The following is a 24,729-nucleotide window of genomic DNA, read 5'->3' on the forward strand; positions in this document are numbered from 1 at the left end:
ATTAATCCTGGAGCCCTTCTTATATGAGGGGGCGTTTATGGATTCGACGGGGATAGTTCGAGCATGGGTAGCGGGTAGTGGGGACGCGTCCGCTTCATCAACGCTAAAGCCTATTAAACGGCAAACAACAAACAAACTACGCTTTCGCAGCCTAAGAAACTGTGTGCGTGCTTCTACCCTGCATCGCCCATGTGACAGGACTAGGGGCTAACAAGTAGTGGGATACGCTGTCACATCTCCGCCTGGGGTGTGCTGAAGAAGACAATCAGGCTGACCCAACGTATAGCCGGTTACGGGGCGATACTCGGGTGACATCAAAACTGTGACTACACCCGTAGAAGCTTATGTGTCGTTATCTTCGGACAGGGGTTCGACTCCCCTCGCCTCCATTAGCAGTGTCAGCGACGGCCACCATTTGGTGGCCGTTTTTGTATATCAATCTATTATTCTGGTAATACTAATCACTATATTAATAGATTTGGAGTGAGGACATTGACCTTAATGAATATTAAGAAGGAAAACCATATACACATTTCAGATTATAAGAATTTAGTTAGAGAAATAGTCAAGGGAGGATCATTATTCTCGTTATTCAAATTTCAAACTGAATTGATACGAAAGTTAACTACTGATAATGGAACAGACTTTACACAGCAGAGAATTGTTGACTTTTTGAATATATTAAAAGAAGTAGCTGATGAATGCTTGTTATGCAATAAGTGCAATAAAACATATAAATTTAGGATTTGCACTGGACTAAGTTATAAAAATGACAATGCAATTGAGTTAACTTGTGAAGGGTGTGGCGATTGTTACACTCATTCTGAGGAGCGAAGTCATTTCACCTATTTTAACATTGAAGCATGGAGAGAAGTTGATAATTTAAGGAAGAAATCTAGGGGATTCACTATAAGTTATCGACTTAGTAGTTCACCTGAGAGGGCACTTCTTTTAATAAATGATAATAAAGAGATACGTCCTGAAATATGGATTAATGGCCATCGAGTTTTTCAAGCAGAGGAAGTGAAAAATTATTGGAATTACTCAAAAGAACTAATTAAAAAATGGAAAAAGAATGAGGAAATGCAAGCGAAATTTACACGAAAAGAGAATACAACGATTTATGAATTAGATGAAAGAAAAAATGGATAACTATTTTAGCTTTAATACCATCAACCAGTGTTCTGGTTGGTGGTTTTTCTGTTTATGATATAATAAGCATAAATCTAGATTGGGGGACTCCAGATGTTTGAAACTCGAGAACAGCTCCAAGAAATCTTAAAAAAAGCCAATCAACATGCACGGAAACAAGCTAAAGAATCAGGTGCCTCTATTTATTATATAAAGAACAACAAACGCGTTCGTGAGGATGCTGAAGGCAATAAATTCGAAATTATATTTGATGCTGCTGGGAAACGCCAGGAGTTTGAGTATCATGAGTGAGACCAGACCAGTCATGAATGTGTTTGCTGGAACCAATGGAGCAGGGAAAAGTACACTCAGCATGCAAATGAGAGAGTGGCTTGGTGAACTGGTTGATCCGGATCAAATTGCAAGAGAGTTGAAGCCAGAGAATCCGCGTAGTGCTGACCTGTCTGCTGGCAGGGAAGCTGTAAAAAGAATCCGATCTCTCATTAAAAGTGGTAAAAACTTCGCTATTGAAACGACATTGTCTGGATCGTTTGTTTTAAAACACATGCAAATTGCAAAAGAAAACAATTATGAAATTGTTGTTTACTATATCGGCCTCGAGGACGTTCAAATGCATATAGATCGTGTTGCCTCTCGCGTTGAACAAGGTGGACATTGGATTGCAGAAGAAGACATCCGTTATCGATATGTTCAATCATTGAAGAACCTTAAACCGGCTCTAGCCATCGCAGATCAGGTTATCATCATTGATAATACATACGAGCCTTTAATTGTTGCAGAAATCATACAGAGTAATTTGATCTATTGTGTTGAGTCCGTACCTGCTTGGGCTAATCCTGTTCTTATTGGTTACTGATACTCGGGTGACATCAAAACTGTGACTACACCCGTAGAAGCTTATGTGTCGTTATCTTCGGACAGGGTTCTACTCCCCTCGCCTCCATTAGCAGTATTAGAAAAAGCACCCAAGAGGGTGCTTTTTTTTCTGGTGATTTTAAAAGGGGATACTATCTTCTTCTCTAAAAACATGTAAATGACACGATGCTTCTTAGATCGACTCCGGTAAACACCCATCTTCGACCGGTCCATCTAAAACCTGCAACGGATGTACGCCCTACAAAGGTTGGGAAGAACCAGAACGCGTTCCCATTTCTTAGCCATACATATGTGTTGCGGAACAAACAACCGGCAATAGCTCCGGGGTCGATGGCGAATGTTGTAGCAGCGGGTTGCGGTGGTGTGAATTGTGGAGGAGGAGAGGATGGTGGCTGCTGTGTTCCTTGTGGTCCTTGCGGCGGCATGAATGCCATAAGATTTCACTCCTTAATGATAGGATTGGGATTGGGTCAGGCCTATAATAATGAAATGGCAAGTAAATTGAATAGCACTAGGGGTAATACGACATCATTTTGAAAACCGGGCACAAAGCCTCGATTAGTCATAGGGCTTGGTAGTTTTAAGTATAAAATTCCCCTTTCGCAGTAGATGAGTAACCCTTCAAAAACATCGCCATCTGCTGTCTCTACCCGAACAAGTGCGTTAACATGGTTTTTACATATATTTGTTACATGGTCTTGAATGGATTTTAAGTTATTCATAGTGGTTGGATCCATTCGAAACAATGTTTGTTCTTGTTGCCCCTGCAGTTGCAAGTTCATGGTCATGACCTCCAATTTAAATTCGTTCATTTTCTGCATTCTATGCAGAAGCCTATAGGGGAGTGACGGTCTATGCTGCCATTTCGACAAAAGGAATAATAACAGTAGTTTGCCTAACAGATATCAAAACTCTAGCAAAAAGTCATAAAACAACTCATTGGCGTGAGAAAAAACGTTCACAAAGATGACAAATTACAACTTTTTATGGTATAATGTGAGAAAAAAACATAAAGATTTCTATATAAAAGGGGGATAGGGGGTAAGTGTCTCGGTACAATTTGATAGATAGGCAGTGAAGTAAAATTGAATGGAGTGAATGACAGATGAACTTGAAAAAGTTATCGTTAGTGTGGGGTAACAGCCTGGATAAGTTGTTGCTACTACTCGCCTCTATCCTTGTAACTGCGAAATCTTCTGAATCTCATGACGTATATGGTATGAATCATTCTATAGGGCGGAACAAAGTGAGTATTGGAAGCAACCATTTAAATTGTTGCCCATCCTCGCTTCATGGCCTATGACAATAGATGTGCAACAGATGTCGTTGCAGATGGAAAAAAAAGTCGTCAAAATTATCATGAACTATGATTCCATTATATTTGGCCTTAAGCATATTATTGAACAATTTGAATTTATTGAGGATGTAGTAATCAGCAATGGATTAGAAACAGATGCCGTTGAACGGATAAAGCCTGATATTTTGCTATTGCAAGATTCGATTGCTTATCGGCATGCCTCCAAACTGGCAAAGTGGAAAAGCAATGGAATTGTCGATCATATTATCGTTTTATATGATAAAGATAGTGAGTTGAAGGTGGATCAATTATGGAAATGTCAGATTGTTAGCTACGTACCACTTTATTCAGATGCCAAACAACTCCTGATTGCATTTGAAGGGCAATTGAGTGGTTTTTCTATTATGCCTGCTCATATTGCCGAGCACATTGAATTAAGACAGTTATCGCAGAAATCAATGCCCAAACTTACTCAAAACGAACAACGAGTACTGAAGCTAGTGGCAGCGGGGCAGACAAATACAGAGATAGCACAAACCATACATTTAAGTGTCCGTACGGTAGAGACACATCTGAACAAAATATACCGAAAGCTTGACGTACGTAATCGAGCAGAAGCCGTTTGCAAATACTTTCAAACTGCTTCACTTTAATTCATAATATTAACCGAAATCTGAGACATGAACTGTCTTGGTTTTCGGCTTTTTTTGTTCGCAGATTCGACCATAAGGAAAACCACATGGATAATTACAAGGATAACCACATGGGAAAATGTGGTATTTACGGATGGGCGATAAAACCATTTTAGAATAACATAAATGTAACAGGATGCTGCTGATAGCAATGGTTAGATCGATGAAAGGAGGTGACAATCTATGAAGGCATTGGAAATGATAGGTGAGATTAATGAACAAGAATTGATGGAATTGTCGGGTGCCACAGAAGTACAAGTTGCTTCTTCTTGGCCTTGCGCCATTGTACCACCAGTAGTCATTTGGACGATCACAGATTCTGCTAATTCTTGCCCGACAACATCATGTTCTTCAAGATGCTAATGGTATTGATTTAAAAAGGAAGGTGGGGATATCAGATGGTTACTTTTCATTCGGGTCATCCATATATGAAGGGCTCATATGTATCGGAGCGAATTCCGGCTGGAGATACTCATCTCCGTCTGAAAGATCGTTCAGACACGCTTTTATCATGGATGGGACAATCCAAAGCAACCGAGCAGGAATTCGCAACCAGGTTACAGTTGAAAGGCTTGAACCTTGACGAATTCAACCACTTGCTCGCTAACAAAGATATCCCCGCCACCTTACAAACGGGGTGGATGGGTGATCTTGATCGGATCTTAAACCAAACACCAGACTCATGGTTGACTGAGCATTTACATATGGGAATCGGTGTCGTCGTCATTCCATTTCTATACGAATATTCTGAACAAGTACGGCGTTGGCTCTCTCTCTCCAACACAGGGGAAATCCTGCAGGAACCTGTCTTGATCTCTCTGCAGTCCGGCTTCTTGCGTGATTTGCGAATGGTATCCGACCGGACGAGTGTCTATATGTATCATTTGGCGAAGGAACAGGAAGCGGGTTTGACGCTCGACACTTATGTGAAACGGCTAGCTTCGGGAATGACCGAGATCCAAAAACTGCTAGAGCAGTTTCCTGTGATGGCTAGAATTTTGACAGAGATATCACTTCGGGCGGCGAATAATACGATTGAAATGCTTGAGCGTTTTCTGAACGATTATGACGAGATTGCTACGATGTATTTTGATGGCAGACAGATCTGCTTGAAGTCAGTACAGACCGGTGCAGGTGATGCACATCAAAACGGAAGAACAGTCGCTATTATGGAATTCGATTCTAGTGAAAAGTTGGTTTACAAACCACGTTCACTGGATACAGATATTGCTTTCGCCGGATGGCTACGTTTTTTGGCGAATAAAGGACTCCGTTATGAGTTAAAAGGCCCGCTTACTTTATCTAAACAGCAGTACGGTTGGCAAGAGTTTGTAGAACATCGTCCATGCCAGAATGAAGCTGAAGTGAGACAGTATTATTATCGAATGGGTATGCTTTGTGGAATTTTGTATACGTTTCAATCTACGGACATGCACTATGAAAACATCGTTGCTTGCGGCGACATGCCTTATATTATCGATTATGAGACGCTACTCGCGAATAATATATATGATGAAGAGAAATTGGATTTCCCGATGTCCGGGCTTTACCGAAGTGTCTTTCTTTCTGGATTAATTCCTGTCGGACAAGTATTCCGTTCCCAAATTGATTTTGATCTGAGCGGGATCGGTGGCAAGCCAGACCAAACCTCGACAAATATGAAAGGCTGGGTGCTTAAGCAAGACGCTACGGATGAAGTTCAATTTGTAGAAGTACCTTTTACAACCGCTCAGCTCCAGCACCTCGTGCAACTGGATGGCCAAATTATTGAACCAGTTCACTATTTGGCAGAGATAAGCGAAGGTTTTAGGGAAGTATATTGGATTATTGCGAATGAAAAAGAAACAATGAAAAGGGAAATTCGGGACAGATTTGGTCATTTGACAGGGAGGGCCTTGTTACGTCCAACCTTTCTATACGGCCGCTTCTTAACGGCATCACAGCATCCGAAGTATTTGCGTAATGGGTTAGATCGGGAGAAATTACTTGAAATGCTATGGAATATCGTGAAAGTGGATCATCGGTTCGAACAGATTGTACCGTCGGAAATCGATGATTTGCTCAATAATGATATACCGTACTATACCTTTCCGATAGCAGATACATGTTTATATACGAGTGATCAAAAGAAGATTCCAAATATATTCAAAAAAACGTGCTTAACATGGATTGAAGAAAGGCTTGATCAGTTTAGTGAAGATGATGTAGCTTACCAATTGCGTATATTGCAATATGCCATTCATTCCGCTCATGTTGAACATATGGAATTGCCTGAAATGGAAGCCTTGGACTATACGGATAGACTTCAATTAACTTCGAACCAATTCAATCCGACAGACATGGCGATAGATATTGCGGATTATTTACTTGAATACCGATTGACAGAGCAAGGTAAATCGACTTGGTTGGGGCTCAGAAATCACGATAATCGATTCCGTTTGACCCTATTGGATTTCTCTCTCTACAGTGGAACATTGGGAATTTCTATGTTTCTTGGCCTCATGTATGCACAAACTGGAAATTCCAGTTATAAAAGTGTCGCAATGGAGAGTTTTCGATATGTCATTTCTGTTTTTGAACGGGTGGCAGAAGATGAATTGTCACCATCGGTTTTTAATGGTAGAGGTTCTGTCGTCTATGCTGGATTTTTTTTGGATGCACTCTTTGATTTTCCTGAAGCGCGCCATGCAGCCCAGTTTCAGTTAACAAAGATAAAACAACAACCTGAGTCATCACTGTTGACTCCATCGGTGGACGAACTGCAACCAAATCTAGACTTTCTCGATGGATATGCGGGGATCATCACGCTATGTATGCATATTTGGGAAAGGTTTGAAGAGCCCGAGGCTCTTGAGACAGCGCGTATTTATACGGCGAGACTCTGTCAGCATTTAAAACAGGATCAAGCAAAATTGGTTGGTTTCGCCCATGGTTCCTCAGGGATGATATATGCTCTTCGAAAGATAGAGGCATACGGTTTGCTTTCTCCTGATGAAGACGTGCTGGACACCTTGTTGCAATTCGAGCGAAGCAATTATGACTCTGCGCAAGCCAACTGGATGGATCTGAGGGGACATGTGGAGGATCCATTAGGCTCATATTACTGGTGCCATGGAGCACCGGGTGTGTTACTAGGTCGCAGTGAGTTAGAGGAGACAATAGATGAGGCAGAGAGAGTAAAGATGCTGGGTGCTATACTTGAACACGCAACAACCAATCCCAGATTATCTTTATGCCACGGTGTTTTTGGAATTGTGGAAATCCTGCTGAGCCTAACTAACAATCCTGGTTGGCAAACGTCAAGATTGATGATACATGATGCAATATGGCGTTTGGTAAACCGGACGAGTATCTCCTCACAAATGGATGGCATGAAGGATCGCGGTTTAGTGGGTTTAATGCTAGGCGTTTCGGGAATTGGCTGGGCGTGCTTACGGCTTGCTAATCCTGAACTCCCATCCGTGTTAAAGCTACAATTTCCAGCCAAAGTCGTCACAATAGCAGAACATTCGAATCCCGTACTTGCTGAGGAGGGGGCGCATTGATTCGGAAACGGAACATTCCGTTCATTGAACAGATGAGCCAAACGGAATGCGGCATTGCATGTATGGCAATGCTTTGTGCCTACTACGGAAAACATGTAACCTTATTTGAATTACGCGATCGCATCGGTAGCGGTAGGGATGGAAATACATTATATGATTTAAAACGATTAGGTGAAGATTTAGGGCTCGAGGCAAAATGCTACAAAATCGAAGATTTAAATCTATTGACCCAGTTAGAAGAGCCATTAATCTGTTTCTGGGAACAAAAACATTATGTCGTATTAGAGAGGATTAGCCCTAAATATTACTACATTCTAGACCCTGCCCAAGGGCGAATGAAATTAAATAAGGAACAATTTACGGCTTCGTTCTCCAACTATGTCTTGCATGGTAAACCGGGTGCAATGTTTCAACAACAAAAACCGAAAAGTCTCTGGAAGCCGTACTTGGAAATGTTGTGGAAAAAACCGAAATTGCTCACATTTATGCTGCTCACTAATTTGCTGCTTCAATTGTTTGTGCTAATTTCTCCTATCTTTGTGCAGCAGATGATTGATAATGTCGCAATTCAGGATAATAGCAAGAACATAAATGTATACTTGCTCGGGATGATCATTTCTTTGGGATTATACTTTGCTTTTGCACTAATTAAAAATGAAATTTCCATTCATGTGTTCAAATATTTAGATCGTTCGATGTCTTGGCAGTATTTTCGTCACTTGCTTGTTATTCCGTACAACTTTTTTCAGATTCGCAGCACAGGGGATCTGATGTATCGTTTCTCTAATTTGCGATCTATTCGGTTAATCCTATCTAACCAAGTCATGAAAAGTATTTTAGATGCGATTTTGTTCATTGTCATTGTGAGTTACATGCTTGTGAAATCGCCACTATTATCGATCTATGTATTCTTGTTTGCAGGATTGCTCTATCTTGGGATTCAACTGCTAAGACCGCATCTACATGAAGCAAGTCGTAATGAACTATCTAAAGATACCAAACTGTTCTCCTATCAGAACGAATCGGTATCCGGAATTTTGAACATCAAAATTACTGGCGCGGAAGAGACGGTATCGCAGCGATGGAAGTCGTACTATGACCAGTTTGTTAAAGCATTTGTCACTCGTGAACGACTGTATGGTGTTTTAAGCGCATTTTCCGGGGGCTTGACCATGTACATGCCTTTATTCATCATCTGGATTGGTGCGGGCCATGTAGCGGCGGGGGGCTTGTCCTTAGGTGAACTGATCGCTTTTCAAACGATTGCGGTCTACTTCATAAGCACTGCGAACTCACTAATTCTATCCCTGGAAACATTTTATCAGCTAAAAGTGTATTTACGAAGAATTCGAGATGTGGTGGATACCCCGGCTGAGGTTCCCGATGACGTTGAGTTGCTTCAGACAGAGCTAACAGGTGAAATCGTTTTTGAACGGGTATCCTTTGCCTATACTTCGTATGCTGAACCCACATTAAAAGATTTAGACTTTAAAATTCAAGCAGGTCAGAAAATTGCAATTATCGGAGCTTCTGGATCTGGAAAAAGTACATTGGCGAATTTACTAGTAGGTTTGTATCGACCGAGCGAGGGCGAAATCTACTACGGTCCGCATCGGTTGGAAGAGCTCGATAAACCGTATATTCGCCAACAGATGGGAATCGTCAACCAGCAACCATTTATGTTCAATCAATCGATTGTTGACAATATTAAGGGCAATAATGAGCAAGTCACGATGGATGATATCGTTCAGGCTGCCAAAGTGGCGCAAATTCATGAAGAAATTATGAGCATGCCGATGAAATACGAAACCCTATTATCAGAGAATGCTCAAAATATGTCTGGCGGGCAAAGACAGCGATTGGCCATTGCGAGAGCACTCGTTCATTTACCCAAAGTTATTGTATTTGATGAAGCGACCAATGCGTTAGATAGCATTAATGAGAAGAGGATTGATGAATTTCTGTCGCAGTTACAATGTACACGAATTGTGATTGCTCATCGACTATCAACGATTATGGATGCTGATCAAATCTTTGTGATGTCAGATGGAAGCATCGTAGAGAAGGGAAGGCATGATGAGTTAATTCAGACGAGCACCTATTATCAAGATCTGGTCGAAGCCTATCGCTTCATGGATATGAAAGGAGGTGAGAAAAATGTCATATCAAGCGTTGAAAAACCCGTATTCCAGAACTCATAACAACGTACTTCCCATTGAAAATCCGCTTGTTGAATTGAAAGAGGATGAACTCTTGAAAGCGGGCGGTGCAGCACAACCGCAATGGGTAGAAGTCATTATTACAAGCTTAGCATGTGCCGCTGCGAGTTATTTCATTGGTAATCCAGGGCATGTGTGTACATTGACAGTTGAATGTCAGAAGTCTTGTAACTGATTTAGCAAAGAATAGAGAGACCGAAGGTTTTTACCTCGTCTCTCTATTATCATTTTTGGGGGTGATTCCATGTCCATCTTCAATTCAACGATCGCATACAATGCGCTTTATATTCATGAACGTAAATTATGTGGACCGAGTGAGTCTGATGCTGATCTGTCTTTGGTTATCCCATATTGGCAACAACTGTTGGATTTTGAAAACGAGCAGTCTTTCCAATCGCATATCGAGCGCCACTATCAAATCGATATTTCCTTTCTACGTCGTCACTTTTCTGCAGATTCATCCAGTTTTAGTAACATGACTTCCCTCGAATCTACAGCATCAAGCTGGCTTGAATACATGACAAACATTTTAGATAATCGGTTATTACAACAAGATGATGAAGCAGATTATAAGCGGGATATGGAAGGAACGAACTTATCAGCTTTTCCATTTCATCGCTTTTATGATATTTTTGTTCGCGAGTTATATTTTGATTTGTTTAGAGACTTAAGTGTAACTACGAAGACGACGATATCCCGGCTAGCGAAGCATAATATTATTCAGTATTACCTGGATCTGTTGTATGCCGTAACACACAAGACGCTTATGTTAGAAATTAATTACTTACGGATGGAAGACAAGCTGGAAGGGGAAAGCCCCGAGCAACGATATTTAGCCTATGTCACCGATTTCCTCGAAGATAACAACTATCTCCAGGGCTTGGTGGAAGAGTATCCGGTCATGTTTAGACTTATCGCAGAAAAAACTCGGAATCTCAAACAATTTGTTCGTGAAATCATCGCTCATCTGGAGCAGGATCGATACGAATTACAGCAACAATTTGGTCTGAAAGAAAATGAAATTGTTCAATTTATGTTGGGTAGTGGTGATGCCCATAAACAAGGAAAGACGGTAGTTATCCTTGAATTTGGTTGTGGTACAAAGTTAGTTTATAAGCCTCGCCATATGGGAATTGATGAAACATTTCAGCAGTTTTTACAATGGATGAATGAGCAGGTGCAAGATGGGAGACCACTTCGGACAGTCGGCGTGTTGAACAAACACAAGTACGGCTGGATGGAATTCATTCCTTACCAAACTTGTGTGTCGAATGAGGAGCGCAAGCGGTTTTATTACCGTCTAGGTAAACTGCTGTCTGTGCTACATACGATGAATGCTACTGATTTTCACTATGAAAATATTATTGCGAATTCGGATCAGCCTGTATTAATTGATCTGGAATCGCTGTTTCATCATACGATCAGCCAAGATCATAATTATACAGAGAGTGGCGCTATTAATCGGGCGCTTACCCTAATTCGGGACTCGGTTTTATCGACTGGCATAGTACCAACGAACATCAATCGGGAGCAGACATTCGATATAAGTGGAATCGGCGGAATAGGAGAGCAACAAAGCCCCTTCCAAATTCAAACGATAGAAGGCCAGAATACGGATGAGATCCGCTTGGTTAAGCAATTCGGCAAGCTGACTTCCGGGAATAATACCCCTCTATCGGCAAATGATACAAACGGGGAAGACAATGAGATTATGAACTATCTGGACGATCTGGCGGACGGTTTTCAATCAGGCTATAACGTATTTCTTGCTCAGAGGAACGAAGCGGCACGACAACTGGAAACATTCAAGGATTATGAGATCCGAAAGATATTAAAAACGACAATGGTTTACGGCAAGTTGCTTCATTTGAGCTATCACCCTGATTTTATGCGTAATCAGTTGGATCGGGAGCTCTTGCTTAATCGAATTGCTCTCGCAGCGGATCACTTGGATCAACAAATAATTAGGGCTGAGATCGCAGACTTGTTAGAGGGTGACATTCCATACTTTTCAGCAACGCCTTGCGGCAATTGGATACAGGATTCGCGCAGCCATATGATTCATGATGTATTTGTTGAGGATGGGTTAACGAGAAGTTTGCAAAAGTTATCCCAGTTTTCTAAAAGTGATTTAGTCCAACAGATACAGATTATTAAAGCGACAATATCAGCAGTTTATGCTAAGGAAGATATTAAGATTGTTCAGTTGAAAGATTGGAAAGTGCCTGAATCTGAACCGATTAATTTGCTTGATAAGGCCAAGATTATTGGAGATATGTTAATCCGTGAGGCCATTCAATATGAAGGAGAGCAAGGTTTAGAATTTTGCTGGACCAGCATGGTGACCAAGGGTGGAAGAAAGCACTTTTGGCAATATTCCGTGACGGGACCTGGTATATACGATGGTAATCCGGGTATTGCTTTGTTCTTTGCTCAACTTTGGAACTTGACGAGAGAAGAAGTCTATCGAGATGCATGTGTTGCTACCATTCGACCGATTGAAATGATTTTAGAAGAATTAATCCATCCAGATCAGATCAATCTGGGGGCATTTTTGGGTTTAGGCGGTATGGCATACGGTTTTGCGCAACTGAGCAGTGTGTTAGATGATCCGGCAATGAAGCAAAGTGCTAACCGTTTGTTGAAGGAGATCCCCAGATTGCTTCCGCAAGACCAATTGTATGATTTGATTGGAGGAAGTGCCGGGGCTTTGGCTGTTATAGCAAGCATGCTTGAACAGAATCAAGAAGATGCCTGGTTAATTGACATTGGAGAACAGCTAGTCAAGCATCTGATTCAACATGCTGCTCCAATGGAAACCGGGGTAGCATGGAAGCCAGGTAACTCGCCAGAAAGTCCGTATATCGGTTTTTCTCATGGAAACGCGGGCATCATTTTTGCGTTATGTCGTTTTATGCCTTGGTCTGGACAACAAGCAGCGATCCATAAGATTGTGCGGGATGCGCTTGATTATGAAAACCGCTTTTATGATGAATCGGTTAAAAATTGGTTCAGCGAACATTTGAATCACCATTCCATTGCGTGGTGTCATGGTGCGCCCGGTATTTTGCTTTCAAGAATAGAAGCGATCCGCAATCAGGTTGATCATGGGTTACTGGAACGTGACTGTCAAGCTGCCTTGGCGACGACTCTTGATGTATCTTTAGGAAGCAATTTTTCATTATGTCATGGAAACCTGGGCAATCTCGATGTGTTATTGCAGGCTGCACAAAGTTTAGACCCGCAGCAACAATCATTGATTCGAACAAAGCAATGTTTAATATTGGATGAATTGTTCCGCTATTCTGATGTCATTCATGCGGACATTAACGCTATAGGCGTGATGAATGGTTTGGCCAGTATTGGATATGGACTGTTAAGAATAGCAGATCCTCAACACGTTCCCTCCCTGCTGACTTTAGAACTAAAAGGGCCGAAAGGAGTGGTTACTTCCAGTGGAAACTTCTCTTGGCCGGCTAACGCAGTGCGCAACAGGTAGTAAATTATTTCTTACCTAATGTAATATATTCTTGACTTTAGGTGAGGTATAATTTACAATTGTTGTAAAGGAGGGAGTGACTTGACAGAATTATTATCGAACAACATCTATATGCAGCGTGCCGAAAGAAGATGGTCACAGAAGCATCTAGCCGATCTAGTCGGTGTCAGTAGACAGACTATCCTCTCACTTGAAGCAAATCGCTACAATCCTTCCTTAGTTTTAGCATTTCGTATTGCAGAGGTTTTCGAGGTGGGAATTGAGGACGTATTTCAATATCTCCCTCAACAGCCGAAAGGGGATGAGTGATTTGTTTATGACTTATTTGCTACCAGCTGCTTTGTTTATCTTCTTTTTGTCCAGCTTATATTTTTTGTTTGTTTTTCCTCGGGAAAAAGATGAACGCTACAACTTAATTATGATGCATTCTTTCAAGTATGCTTACTATGTTCTGATGGCTATGCTGCTTGCAACATTTATCTTTTCCAAATTACTGAATTTTGAAGTTGTAAACGAATACTTTACAGAGGCAATTCTGGTCGATCTGCTTGCAGCACATCTCGCCTTTACACTAACGGCCATAATTCTAAATCAAAGGATGTAGGTGATACGAGGTGAGTGTGCAACCAGTTCTTGCTGTTAATCAGATGACCAAAAAAATGGGCAACGATCCTATTATTCGCTCGGTTTCCTTTAACATTGAGCGTGGCGCGGTATTCGGTTTAATCGGGGAAAACGGTGCAGGAAAAACAACAACCCTCGGAATGATCTGTGGATTGATTAAACCGACCTCCGGCTCCATTTATATCGAAGGAATCCCTGTGGGTTCAAGCCGGAAACAGGTGCTTAGACATGTTGGTGCATTGATTGAAGAACCTCAGTTCTATAAGTACCTGACCGGGATGGAACATCTGTTATACGGAAGTCGTCTGTACGGTAAGGTTACAACCGAACGTCTGGATGAGGTGCTTTCTTTATTGAAAATGAAGAACTTCATTCACAAAAAAGTTGGACACTATTCGATGGGGATGAAAAAGCGACTTGCGATAGCTCAGTGCTTACTGCATCGGCCATCGTTACTTATCTTGGACGAACCCACCAATGGGCTGGACCCGGGAGCGATGATTGAATTTCGGGAAATCGTGCAGAGAATTACGACCAATTTCCAAATTTCGGTTCTAATTTCGAGTCATCATCTTAAAGAAATTGAACCGATTTGTGACCAATTTGGCTTGTTGCAAGATGGTGAGTTAACTTTGCTTGGCAGTAAAAATTCCCGTTCTGCCGATAGCAATAGCGATAGTGTTGTTTTTGTTATTGAAGCTAAAGAGCTTGATAAAGCATATGCCTTGCTACAACAACAGAGCTACATCTTTGAGCCAAAGTTGTATCATCAAGATAAGATCATGTTTAAGATGGATCGCAGCCACTATTCTTCACTGCTTATGTTGCTTAGCCAGGTGGGAGTGCAGTCTATAAAGGAAAAGTCATTTGATTTAGAAGAGGCATATCTGGAATTGACCCGTGATGATGAATGGGGTGGAAGCTGATGTTGGCATTGTTGCAGGGTGAATGGTTGAAGATTCGGCGACAGAAAGTTATATATCTGGTGCTTGCAGGACTTTTCGTGTTGACGATTGCGCATGGGGTATTTCAAGCATTTCAACAACCTGCTGATCCGACACCGGAGTTGTGGCAGCCAGCTTTGCAGAGTGAGTTGACCCGCTTGCAGGAAAAGCAGCCTGAATTGAATCCGGGGACATTAATGTATGAAGTCAATCGAGACAAAATCTTACTGTATCAATATCAGCTTGAGCATCAAATTCCACCGGACAACAGCCAAAACGCATGGAAGTTCCTCTCCAATAACAAACTGTTGCTGACGATTTCTGGATTGTATCTGATTACGATGTCTGCTTATATAGTAGCTTCTGAATACCAGCAGGGCACCATCAAATTTCTGTTCTTAAAGCCAGTGTCGCGTGTGTCTGTTATGTTAGCGAAATGGTTGATTATTTGCTTCTTGCTGGTGTTAACCGTCGGCTTTTTAATTATCGTTTCGTTTATAACCGGGCTTATCCTGTTCGGAAATTCTGGACCTGCGGAAACCTTAGTGGTGTTGGGAGACGAGGTGGTTGTTCAAAACGTAGCCTTCGCTACTCTCCGCTATTACTTTTTCACAGCTTTAGGGATCGGTGTGTTCTGCACAGGTGCATTTACGTTAGCCTGTATAATAAGAAGTGTAGCTGTTGTCACGGCCATCTCACTGTTCCTGTATTACTCGGGAGAGTTGGTAACCCGGCTATTAGCTGCCAGATTCAGTGCGGCCAAATACTTACTATTTGCCAATACGGATTTGAATGTGTATTTCGAAGGCAGTGCATTTGCCGATGGAATGAGTGTGCAGTTTTCAATAACCGTTTTGTTCATTTATCTACTTGTCTTTGCGGCTTTTGTAATGAGGAGTGTCCACAAAAGAGATGTTCCTTTGTCTTGAATAAATAAAAGACGCTAATCTTTCCTCATCATATATTTGCTCCCATCTGACTGCTAGGTGGGGGCTATTTGACGCCTGTCCTAAATTAACAGAAAATAGGAAGGAAGCTGGAATGCATGAGCCAGATGTTAAGGGAAGATTACTCTGAAATTAGGTGTGGTAAGATTACATGTTATAAATAAAGAAAATGAGAGGAATATATTTTATGAAGAAGAGGAGCATTCTTTTCGCCGCTCTATGTATTGCTGTGGCAATTATAGGGATGGTTATCCAAAAAACGAAAGATGAAAACCTTGAAACTGGGGTATCTAGTTATCCTGCTACTCGTCCTGTTGTTGCAGATGAGGCGACAAGTCCATCGATTAATCATACTCGAGGCCTTAATGGGGAGAACGTAACTGGAGGAGCAGTTGTGCAGAAGCACTTTACTATAGATAAGGGGTTCGGCCATATTGAACTTACTATGGAAAACTACAGTAGCCAAGCCGTCTCCATTAGTCTGACACATAGCTATACCGGAAAAGTATATTTTTCTAGAGCAATACCAGGAAAGGGAGCTTTGACTTGGAGAAATTTTGAACAAGGATACGAAATGGGACTACGTGGAGGAGACTATACACTTCAATGGAGTGGGGGCGAAAGTGAAGTGAATGGGAAGTTCACCGGGATAACCAGTTCATCCGTTTCCGACTATTGATTTAAAACATGCAGAGATACATTATATAGATAATAACAACAAGAACATCCGTACAGTCGAGTTGAATTCAATGAATTTCTCAAAAACGGAACCAACGTTATGTCTTCGATTAGACAATGAATTGACGGGGTGTATTAATATTGCATTTAATCCGTATACCGCTCAAGAAAATGAACGGATTATTCGTTTAAGCTTTAAACCCATTAGTGATATCGTTCCTTTAGATGAGCAGTTGAAGCTAGCGGTGTATCCAGATCAGTTTAAGTGAAGAAGAACAAAAATATTAGATAAAGATGGTGAATCCAAATGAGTGAAAAACACTGGCTTGTCGTGCAATATCCGCTAAAGAGTGCCACGGGCAGCAAACGCGATCAGTGGTTGAAGGAGAAGGTGACCGAATACCTGGAGTCCGCCCTAACCCAGCATGAACTGGGTGAAGTCGATGGATGTGACATAGGGAACAGCGTGACCGATCCGAAGAAATATGTGATGAACATCTTCTGTGTAGTGGCGGATGAAGAGCGGGGCATAGCATTGGTCAAAAAAGTACTGCGAGAGGGTCGGTTAGATTATACCCGTATCCAAATTGCAACCATGCCTTACGGTTCAGAAGGAAGCTACACGCTGAAGTTTGCTTCCAAAAAGGGTATCACTGAGTTCTCACTATAATCTCAATTACTTATTCTATATGAGCGATCTTCACAGCTAACCGTGGAGGTCGTTTTTTTTGCGCGACTAGCAAGCAATAAAAGGTATTGAGCCCCTTCCGGATCCAGGCATACAATTGTATCAAATCCGCGAGAGTGTAAACGCCCCGGAAATCCAGTTAATCAGGAGGGTCTGATGTTGAAAAGGAAGTTCTACCTAAAGTTTCATTTGAAAGAGTTTATGAGGCGCAAGCCGAAGACACTCGCCTTTAAAATTCCTTTTGCGTACTTTGTCATTATTCTGCTAACGGTGGCGTTCAGTGTACTCGTGCTTAGCCGTATTTCAGAAAACGACGCGCAGCAGAAGATCAACGAAGCGTCCCTGCAGACGATTACGTCGATCCAGACAAATGTGAATCTCATGATTGAGAATGTGAACAATTATTCTAAAATGATATTTTCCGATCCCAACCTGCAAAATCTGCTTCGTCAGGGCAATGTGTATTCCAATTTACAGACGCAATCCAAGGTTAGCTCGTATTTGACTAATCTTATGCAAGCGGTTCCAGTGATTGATTCGGTTTACATTTACGACAACTCAGGGCATCGCTTCTCGGTGGGAACGCAGGAGTGGCCTGCTTTTCTCGAAGTGAATGTGGAGGATGCACCGTGGTACGAGCAGGCTTTGAATTACAAAGGACGATACCTGCTCAGGCTGAATGGCGGCGAAAATAATAGTCAACAAAGTAGTGACCTCCGAACCACCGGAGAGAGTTCCGAAAAGGACAAGGACAAAGTGGTCTCTTTTATTCGATTAATGCGAGACCTGGATGATACCTCTCCACTGGGTTTTCTTGTTATGAACATCAAAGAGAAGTCCATTGCTCAGGCCTATGCCAACCTACCGGCATCCGATTCATTTCAAGTGGCCATTCTGGACGAGCATCAGCGAATCATCGCCACCAACGCTGCTACAAATACCGCAACGAATGCTACAACTACTATCCCAACCCATACGGCTTCTACGGCATCTGCAAAATCTACAGCACTTACAGCAACTCTAGTATCTCCAAAGTCAGAAGGTTCTGATTTATCTGAAGCATCTACGCCCGCGGCTCAGAAGCAGGCAGGTATGCACGAAATTCTGGAGGCTAATCAGACTCAATTACGAAAAGCATTTCAGGATCAGCCCTCCGGCGTTTTGACGCTACATTCGGGTGGACAGGATTATGCAGTGACCTACAGCTCGGCTGGTGACGATCAATGGAAGTACATCAGTATGAGTCCTTACCGTGCAACAGATACCCGCAATAAATCCTTGGTTCTGCTTGCTTTCATACTGCTGGCGGTAAATGGATCGGTCTTTTTCATCAGTTCTTTCATCATTTCTCGCAGCGTGATCAAGCCGATTCATAAATTGCTCCGTTCTATGCAGAAAGCACCAAGTGGCAATTTTCGAAAAGTCAAAGTGGAGCTGAATAGTTACGAATTCGAACAGCTCTACAGCGGGTACAACCAGATGATTGAGCAGATCGAGCAGATGCTGAGGCGCATTATTCAGGAGCAGCAGATGATTCGCCGAGCTGAACTGAATACCCTTCAGGCACAGATCAAACCACATTTTTTGTACAACACACTCGACTCGATCAATTCTCTGGCGATGTCCGGTATGAATGACAAAGTGTGCGAGATGCTGGAGGCGCTTGGAAGTTACTATCGGCTGAGTGTGAGCAAAGGCAATGAGGTCATCACACTTCGCGAAGAGGTTGAGATTGTGCAGCACTATCTAACTATCCAGCAGGTGCGTTATCCGGGTGTGTTTGAGGTGAAATATGATATCGATTCAGACTGCGAGCAGGTAATGATTCCAAAACTTGTACTCCAGCCACTCGTGGAAAATTCACTATATCATGGCATTCGCGCCAAAGATGGCCGAGGCATCATCGGTATCCAAGCCAGACAAACGACCGATGCAGTCATACTAACACTTACGGATGATGGAGTGGGGATGTCCGAGGAACAATTGCAGCAGATTAAGCACACAGAAAAGCAAAAATTCATCCGGCCTGCGCCAAGACAGTCGCAGTCTGCATCCAGTGTGAATGCAAGCTTTGGCCTGTGGGGGACGATGGAGCGGCTGCGTATTTTTTATGATCGAGAAGATGTACTGCAACTGGAGAGTCTGCTTGGAAAAGGAACCACCATAGCCATTTCAATCCCGAAGGGAGAAGCTGCAACATGAAACCGCTAAAAGTATTAATCGTGGACGACGAATATCTCATTCGAAATTTACTTCGTATGCGCATGGATTGGCAGGAACAAGGTATGCGGATTGTTGGTGAAGCCTCCGATGCTGAGGAGGCATTAGAGCAAGTTGATTTGCTGCATCCGGACATCGTATTCACGGATATTTATATGCCCAAAATGGACGGCATTGAGTTAAGTAGTCTGATTTTGGAACGTTATCCAAGTATCAAAATCGTAGTGGTGACAGGACATGATGAATTTGAATATGCACGTCAGAGCGTGAAGCTGGGCATATCCGATTTTATTTTGAAACCGATTCGAGCGTCTGAGTTAATACAGGTCACTGGCAAGTTACGAGCAGCTATAGAGCAGGAGAGAGGGCGGGAGCATGAGCTAATTAAGTTGCGGGAAGAGATGAAGCGTAGTTTACCGTATCTTAAGGAACGTTTTGTGAATCAGTGGTTGCAGGGTGTGTTGCATGAGGAGGAGCTGCGGGAGCAGGTGGGTTTCTTCGGGATTTCTATGCCACCGGGCAGTCTGAGTTTTCAAGTAGCCGTGATGGAGATAGAAGCATTTGCACCGCAAGAGTCACAGCAGCGTGGACAACAATCCAATATACAGGCAGCGGAACTCCAAATCTCTGAGCTTCAAAGTGATCTCTCCCTTCTTGCTCATCCAATGATGTATCCACATCTTACAGAAGAAACACATATCCTACTTCGGATGAAGGGGTTGAAGCATGTTCAGGACTTTTATAAGGAGGATTTGCACAAAATCATTGTGATAGATACGCGTAACCGAATTGTTGTTCTCGCTACGGCTCAGGATGCCAATCTGGCTGCTCAAGCGGAGCAGATTCAGAAAAAACTACAGCAGTTACTTACCACCGAAGGTGTTGAAGTGTATATTACTGTCGGAATTGGACAGATGCATTGTGGGTGGGGGGAAGTCAGTGCGTCGTATCGGGAAGCTTGTCGTGCTCTGGAGTATCAGGCGTTTACGGGGAAAAATCAGGTGATCTACTTCGAGGATCTTGCGATTGACGGTCAGCACACCAGTCAGCCTTATCGTTCCGATACAGAGCTACTTCAGCAGTTGCAATTCTGCGTTAGTGTAGGTGCGGGGGAAGAGGCTGCATCGCGGCTTGAACAGATCCTGTCCGTTCCTTTCTCCAACGTGTCACAGTTTCGCATGGCAGCTATGGATGTCATCACTGAATGCCAGCGTGCTGCAATGGAACAGCAGCTTGAGGGTGAGCAGGTGTTTAACAAGGAAACCGTCGCTATGATGCTGATGACAGAGCATTTACCAGAGCTGAAAATCATGCTGGAACAGCATGTCCGAACCATAGCAGGTGCCATTCAGCAAAAGCGTCAAGCGAAGGAAGGGAATCTGATCGATCAGGTCAAGGCGTACCTCGAAGAGCAGATGGGCAATGCGGAGGTAGGGCTGTCGAGTACAGCAGCGGCTTTTTATGTTAGTCCAGGCCACTTGGGACGTTTAATGAAAAAAGAAACCGGGCAGACGTTTGTTGAATATTTAACGCAGCTTCGCATGAAAAAGGCCGAATCACTGCTGAAGCAGACCGATTTGAAGGGGTATGAGATCGGAGAACAGGTAGGCATCCCGGACCCACATTATTTCAGCGTATTATTCAAAAAACAGTTTGGCCGATCCATGAACGAATATCGGAACGTCAGGAATTAGCCCTTCAACTCAAAAATGGTCACGCTTTCATATGTGTTCGAATATTACAAGTCGATGCTTGTTTTCTAAATGGAGAACAGCGCGCATCGTTACTAGAATATGGATATAACAAACAAAAAAATCAGGGAGGTCATATGATGAAAGCGCTATTAAAGAAATCTTTAAGTCTGTTTCTGGCTCTGGGTCTTGCGGGTAGTCTGGCGGCATGTTCGTCCGATTCATCCGGGGGAGCGAAGGGAGAGAGCAACGGCAAGATCAAGCTTACGCTATGGGATCAATCGGTGGGTACTACTGATCCGTCAGCTAAATTGCTGCCTGAGATTGTGGAGAAATGGAACAGCGAACATCCCGACATCCAGGTTGAACGTACAGGAACAACAGGAGAGCAGTACAAAACCAAAGTAAAAACATCCATCGCAGCTGGCGAATCACCAGACCTGTTCTACGGAATGGGTGGAGGCAGCTTCATGCAGCCATATATCAAATCCGGTAACGTGCTGGAGATCACAAGTTACCTGACTGACGATATCAAGGAACGTATGGGTCCCGGGATGGCAGAAGCGATCAATATGGATGGCAAAATCTATACGCTACCTGTGTACACACACATCGCCAACCTTTACGTGAATACCGAATTGTTCGAGCAGGCGGGTGCCAAAATTCCGACTACATATAACGAGCTGCTGGATGCGGTGGCCAAATTGAAAGCGGCAGGAATTACTCCGGCTGTCATTGGGGAGAAAGACCGCTGGCCGGGCATGTACTGGTATGACATGATTGCGATGCGCCAAGCGGGCAATGCGGCGGTGATCGAAGCATTCAAAGATCCGTCCAAATGGGATTCACCGGACTTTGTCGCGGCGGCGACCAAGATGCAGCAACTGGCACAGGCCGGAGCATTCAACAGCAGTATGTTCAGTATGAGTTATGACGAGATGCTTGGGGCGTTTAATGCGGGCAAAGGTGCGATGATGTTCCAAGCGAACTGGGTCAATGCAGGTATTGAAGACCCGTCTGCCTCGGCAGTTAAAGGCAAAGTAAAGGTAATTCCATTCCCGGTATTTGAGGATGGCAAAGGCACCAGCACTGAAATCTTCGGCGGAGCCGTCGACGGTTTCTACATCAGCCAGACGACCAAGCATCCGAAGGAAGCTACGGAATTCCTCATGTATCTGAGCGAGCAACTCGGCACACAAGGTTTCCTGGCTGGAGCGGGACTACCAAGCTGGAAAACCGATTCACTTGACACGTCCAGCTTGTCTTCTCTCGATCTGTCTGCGGCAGATATTATGAAAACGGCAACTTCCTTCATCGCTTGGTGGGATAACATCCTGCCTGCCGAGTCTGCTGAAGCGCACAAAAATCTGATCGCCCAGCTGCTGGCTGGTGACGTGACACCAGAGGAGTTCTGCAAACAGATGGCGCAGCTGAAACCAACGGAGCTAAGTCTGTAGGCTAGACAGGCAAGCAAGTATAGGCTTATGCTGCATGCGCACTCTTTCGAAGTTTCTACGAAGATTGAAAGCATATACACTTGTAAACTAGCTCTCTCTGCCACCTTCTATATAAATTGAAATATTCCTTTACACTTGAACGGAGAGGACAGAAAAAACCTGGAAAAGCGAAGCGTTCGCCTTTATCACCGGATTTTCCCCTTTAGAAAAGGGATTCGAAAAATCTGGGGATAACAGCGATTGTAAGGTTATTCTGTCATCGTAGTGGATTGTGTAAAATCATTGGTTCAACTTATATAACCATCAAAATAATGCCCAAACGAGGCGTGATCCGGGAGTTTCCGGTCACGCCTTTGAGAGGAGAAGAGTCATGAACTCTGTATTTTCCAATAAAGGTACGATTGCCGTTTTTGTATTACCTACACTGATTCTATTCTGCGGCATTGTGCTGATTCCGATCTTTGTCTCCAGCTATTACAGTCTGCTCGATTGGAATGGTGTTGGGAAAGGCGCGTTTATCGGCCTGGACAACTATGTGGAGATGTTCAAGGATACCCGAGTGATTAACTCGATCAAAAACTCCCTGTTATTTGCAGGTGCCTCTGTATTCATTCAGTTGCCAATCTCACTGGTGCTGGCGCTGATTCTGGCCTCTAACATAAAAGGTGAGGGCTTTTACCGAACGGTGTATTTCATTCCCGTACTAATCTCCACGGTCGTTATTGCCCAGTTATGGTCAAAAATTTACAATGCCGATTACGGTCTGCTTAACGTGATGCTACAGAACATCGGTCTATCCAGCTGGGCGCAGGATTGGCTGGGTCAGAAGGAAACGGCTCTGACGGCTTCCTTCATTCCAACGCTCTGGCAGTACATGGGATATCATATGTTGCTAATGTATGCCGGGGCAAAATCCGTTTCCCAAGATGTACTGGAGGCGGCACGAATCGACGGTGCTTCCCGGATGCGTGTGGCGTGGTCCATTATGATTCCGCTGATGAAACCGATTCTGAAGGTGTGTCTTGTATTTTCGGTCATCGGGGCATTCAAGGTGTTTGACCTGATCTATGTACTGACGGGCGGCGGACCTTTTTACAGTACAGAGGTGCCGAGCACGCTGATGTACGCTACCATTTTTGACACGTTCCGGTACGGATACGGCAGTGCCATTTCTGTCTTTATCATCGTAGAATGTCTGGTGTGCACCATCCTAATTAATTCGTTGTTTAAGACAGAGTAGAGGGAGGGAAGACGTATGAGTACGGTTAACAATATCATGTTGCAAAAAAAGCCCCAGCCTCGGCGCTCCCTCACCGGAGCTATCGGCAAAGTGTTATTGCAGGCGTTTCTGATCCTGATCGCCGTCATTCAGATCTATCCGCTGATTTGGCTGGCACTGTTTTCCCTGAAGGACAACAGTGAAATTTTCAGCGGTGACGTGGCAGGACTGCCCAAGGCTTTTCTATGGAGCAACTATACCAAAGCACTCTCTGATGGGCATGTCCTGAACTATTTTATGAATAGCGTGCTGGTCACGGCGGTTTCCATTATTCTGGTGCTGATCCTGTCCTCGATGACGGGGTACGCGATTACAAGAATGAACTGGAAGCTCAGCGGGCTGACGATGACGTTGATTCTGCTCGGCATGATGGTGCCGATTCATGCGGCGCTGCTGCCGTTATTTATTATTTTGAAAAACCTGAGTCTGCTCAACAGCTACTGGGCCTTGATCATTCCCTATGTAGCCTTCGGCATTCCAATGGCGGTCTTCATCCTGGGCAGCTTTTTCAAAGGTATTCCGAGAGAGATGGAGGAGTCCGCCGTTATAGACGGATGCGGGATTTACCGCACGTTTTTCTCCATTATTTTGCCACTCGTAACTCCGGCGATCTCTACGGTAGCGATATTTACATTTTTGTCGTGCTGGAATGAGCTGATGTTTGCGGTCACGTTTATTAACAATACGGCGTATCAAACGCTGACGGTGGGCATGATGTCCATGGTTGGAACGTACATTACGCAGTGGGGCATCATTGGCGCGGGTCTGATGATTACAACCGTACCAACGGTTGTGATCTATCTGCTCCTGAACAAGCAGGTGCAGAAGAGTATGATTGCTGGTGCGATTAAAGGCTGACACGTGTGGAGAGTTTGCTTCGCGGGAAAGAGACATAGGACTCAATGGTATTCAGAGAACGAC

Annotated in this window: 23 protein-coding genes and 1 other RNA gene; 22 read left to right on the forward strand and 2 right to left on the reverse strand. The window is 43.4% G+C overall.

Annotated features, from left to right (window positions below; genetic code table 11):
- Nucleotides 1–27: 27 nt before the first annotated feature.
- From ssrA to AC1VYS_RS00965, 4 genes are all read left to right on the forward strand, one after another.
- Nucleotides 28–392: a transfer-messenger RNA gene (ssrA, locus tag AC1VYS_RS00950) on the forward strand.
- 109 nt (nucleotides 393–501) lie between these two features.
- Nucleotides 502–1,152 (forward strand): hypothetical protein, encoded by a 651-nt coding sequence (locus AC1VYS_RS00955; protein ID WP_482912637.1) that lies wholly within the window; start codon nucleotides 502–504, stop codon nucleotides 1,150–1,152.
- 93 nt (nucleotides 1,153–1,245) lie between these two features.
- On the forward strand, nucleotides 1,246–1,443 hold the full coding sequence (locus AC1VYS_RS00960) for a hypothetical protein (protein ID WP_482912638.1): 198 nt from the start codon (nucleotides 1,246–1,248) through the stop codon (nucleotides 1,441–1,443).
- Nucleotides 1,436–2,008 carry an ATPase gene (locus AC1VYS_RS00965; RefSeq protein WP_482912639.1) on the forward strand — a complete coding sequence of 191 codons (573 nt, stop codon included), beginning with the start codon at nucleotides 1,436–1,438 and terminating at the stop codon, nucleotides 2,006–2,008. Before AC1VYS_RS00960 ends, AC1VYS_RS00965 begins: the two co-directional genes overlap by 8 nt.
- A 163-nt stretch (nucleotides 2,009–2,171) precedes the next feature.
- Here AC1VYS_RS00965 and AC1VYS_RS00970 read toward each other — a convergent pair whose 3' ends face one another.
- Nucleotides 2,172–2,462: a transporter gene (locus AC1VYS_RS00970; protein WP_482912640.1), complete on the reverse strand. Its 291-nt coding sequence runs from the start codon at nucleotides 2,460–2,462 to the stop codon at nucleotides 2,172–2,174.
- A gap of 42 nt (nucleotides 2,463–2,504) precedes the next feature.
- The gene (locus AC1VYS_RS00975) at nucleotides 2,505–2,810 is read right to left on the reverse strand and encodes a hypothetical protein (protein ID WP_482912641.1); all 306 of its coding nucleotides are present in this window, start codon (nucleotides 2,808–2,810) and stop codon (nucleotides 2,505–2,507) included.
- A gap of 550 nt (nucleotides 2,811–3,360) precedes the next feature.
- Here AC1VYS_RS00975 and AC1VYS_RS00980 point away from each other — a divergent pair.
- From AC1VYS_RS00980 to AC1VYS_RS01065, 18 genes are all read left to right on the forward strand, one after another.
- Nucleotides 3,361–3,978, forward strand: a complete 618-nt coding sequence (locus tag AC1VYS_RS00980; protein ID WP_482912642.1) for a response regulator transcription factor — start codon at nucleotides 3,361–3,363, stop codon at nucleotides 3,976–3,978.
- 222 nt (nucleotides 3,979–4,200) lie between these two features.
- Entirely contained in the window at nucleotides 4,201–4,380 is a 180-nt protein-coding gene (locus AC1VYS_RS00985; RefSeq protein WP_441929115.1) for a class II lanthipeptide, LchA2/BrtA2 family, read from the forward strand.
- 35 nt (nucleotides 4,381–4,415) lie between these two features.
- Entirely contained in the window at nucleotides 4,416–7,562 is a 3,147-nt protein-coding gene (gene lanM, locus AC1VYS_RS00990; RefSeq protein ID WP_482912643.1) for a type 2 lanthipeptide synthetase LanM, read from the forward strand.
- Nucleotides 7,559–9,763 (forward strand): peptidase domain-containing ABC transporter, encoded by a 2,205-nt coding sequence (locus AC1VYS_RS00995; RefSeq protein ID WP_482912644.1) that lies wholly within the window; start codon nucleotides 7,559–7,561, stop codon nucleotides 9,761–9,763. The genes lanM and AC1VYS_RS00995 overlap by 4 nt, the downstream gene beginning before the upstream one ends.
- The gene (locus AC1VYS_RS01000; RefSeq protein ID WP_482912645.1) at nucleotides 9,720–9,956 is read left to right on the forward strand and encodes a plantaricin C family lantibiotic; all 237 of its coding nucleotides are present in this window, start codon (nucleotides 9,720–9,722) and stop codon (nucleotides 9,954–9,956) included. The genes AC1VYS_RS00995 and AC1VYS_RS01000 overlap by 44 nt, the downstream gene beginning before the upstream one ends.
- Nucleotides 9,957–10,025: 69 nt before the next feature.
- Complete coding sequence (locus tag AC1VYS_RS01005) at nucleotides 10,026–13,280, forward strand: type 2 lanthipeptide synthetase LanM family protein (protein WP_482912646.1); 3,255 nt, start codon at nucleotides 10,026–10,028, stop codon at nucleotides 13,278–13,280.
- A gap of 111 nt (nucleotides 13,281–13,391) precedes the next feature.
- Nucleotides 13,392–13,589, forward strand: coding sequence for a helix-turn-helix transcriptional regulator (locus AC1VYS_RS01010; RefSeq protein ID WP_441929201.1), 198 nt, complete (start codon nucleotides 13,392–13,394; stop codon nucleotides 13,587–13,589).
- Nucleotides 13,590–13,698: 109 nt separating this feature from the next.
- Nucleotides 13,699–13,884 carry a hypothetical protein gene (locus AC1VYS_RS01015; protein WP_482912647.1) on the forward strand — a complete coding sequence of 62 codons (186 nt, stop codon included), beginning with the start codon at nucleotides 13,699–13,701 and terminating at the stop codon, nucleotides 13,882–13,884.
- Between the two features lie 10 nt (nucleotides 13,885–13,894).
- Nucleotides 13,895–14,830, forward strand: coding sequence for an ABC transporter ATP-binding protein (locus tag AC1VYS_RS01020; RefSeq protein WP_482934454.1), 936 nt, complete (start codon nucleotides 13,895–13,897; stop codon nucleotides 14,828–14,830).
- Nucleotides 14,830–15,777, forward strand: a complete 948-nt coding sequence (locus AC1VYS_RS01025; protein ID WP_482912649.1) for an ABC transporter permease — start codon at nucleotides 14,830–14,832, stop codon at nucleotides 15,775–15,777. The genes AC1VYS_RS01020 and AC1VYS_RS01025 overlap by 1 nt, the downstream gene beginning before the upstream one ends.
- 247 nt (nucleotides 15,778–16,024) lie before the next feature.
- Nucleotides 16,025–16,474, forward strand: a complete 450-nt coding sequence (locus AC1VYS_RS01030) for a hypothetical protein (RefSeq protein WP_482934455.1) — start codon at nucleotides 16,025–16,027, stop codon at nucleotides 16,472–16,474.
- Nucleotides 16,475–16,595: 121 nt separating this feature from the next.
- Nucleotides 16,596–16,742: a hypothetical protein gene (locus AC1VYS_RS01035; protein ID WP_482934456.1), complete on the forward strand. Its 147-nt coding sequence runs from the start codon at nucleotides 16,596–16,598 to the stop codon at nucleotides 16,740–16,742.
- A 38-nt stretch (nucleotides 16,743–16,780) separates the two neighbouring features.
- Nucleotides 16,781–17,143 carry a hypothetical protein gene (locus AC1VYS_RS01040; protein WP_482912652.1) on the forward strand — a complete coding sequence of 121 codons (363 nt, stop codon included), beginning with the start codon at nucleotides 16,781–16,783 and terminating at the stop codon, nucleotides 17,141–17,143.
- A 219-nt stretch (nucleotides 17,144–17,362) separates the two neighbouring features.
- Nucleotides 17,363–19,363 carry a cache domain-containing sensor histidine kinase gene (locus AC1VYS_RS01045; protein WP_482912653.1) on the forward strand — a complete coding sequence of 667 codons (2,001 nt, stop codon included), beginning with the start codon at nucleotides 17,363–17,365 and terminating at the stop codon, nucleotides 19,361–19,363.
- Nucleotides 19,360–21,075, forward strand: coding sequence for a response regulator transcription factor (locus AC1VYS_RS01050; RefSeq protein WP_482912654.1), 1,716 nt, complete (start codon nucleotides 19,360–19,362; stop codon nucleotides 21,073–21,075). The genes AC1VYS_RS01045 and AC1VYS_RS01050 overlap by 4 nt, the downstream gene beginning before the upstream one ends.
- A gap of 137 nt (nucleotides 21,076–21,212) precedes the next feature.
- A complete protein-coding gene (locus AC1VYS_RS01055; RefSeq protein WP_482912655.1) occupies nucleotides 21,213–22,529 on the forward strand; it encodes an extracellular solute-binding protein in 1,317 nt (438 codons plus the stop codon).
- 370 nt (nucleotides 22,530–22,899) lie between these two features.
- Nucleotides 22,900–23,769 (forward strand): carbohydrate ABC transporter permease, encoded by an 870-nt coding sequence (locus AC1VYS_RS01060; protein ID WP_154891546.1) that lies wholly within the window; start codon nucleotides 22,900–22,902, stop codon nucleotides 23,767–23,769.
- A 15-nt stretch (nucleotides 23,770–23,784) separates the two neighbouring features.
- A complete protein-coding gene (locus AC1VYS_RS01065) occupies nucleotides 23,785–24,666 on the forward strand; it encodes a carbohydrate ABC transporter permease (protein ID WP_222592195.1) in 882 nt (293 codons plus the stop codon).
- The last annotated feature ends 63 nt before the right edge of the window (nucleotides 24,667–24,729 follow it).

The organism is Paenibacillus sp. G34, from assembly GCF_056856875.1.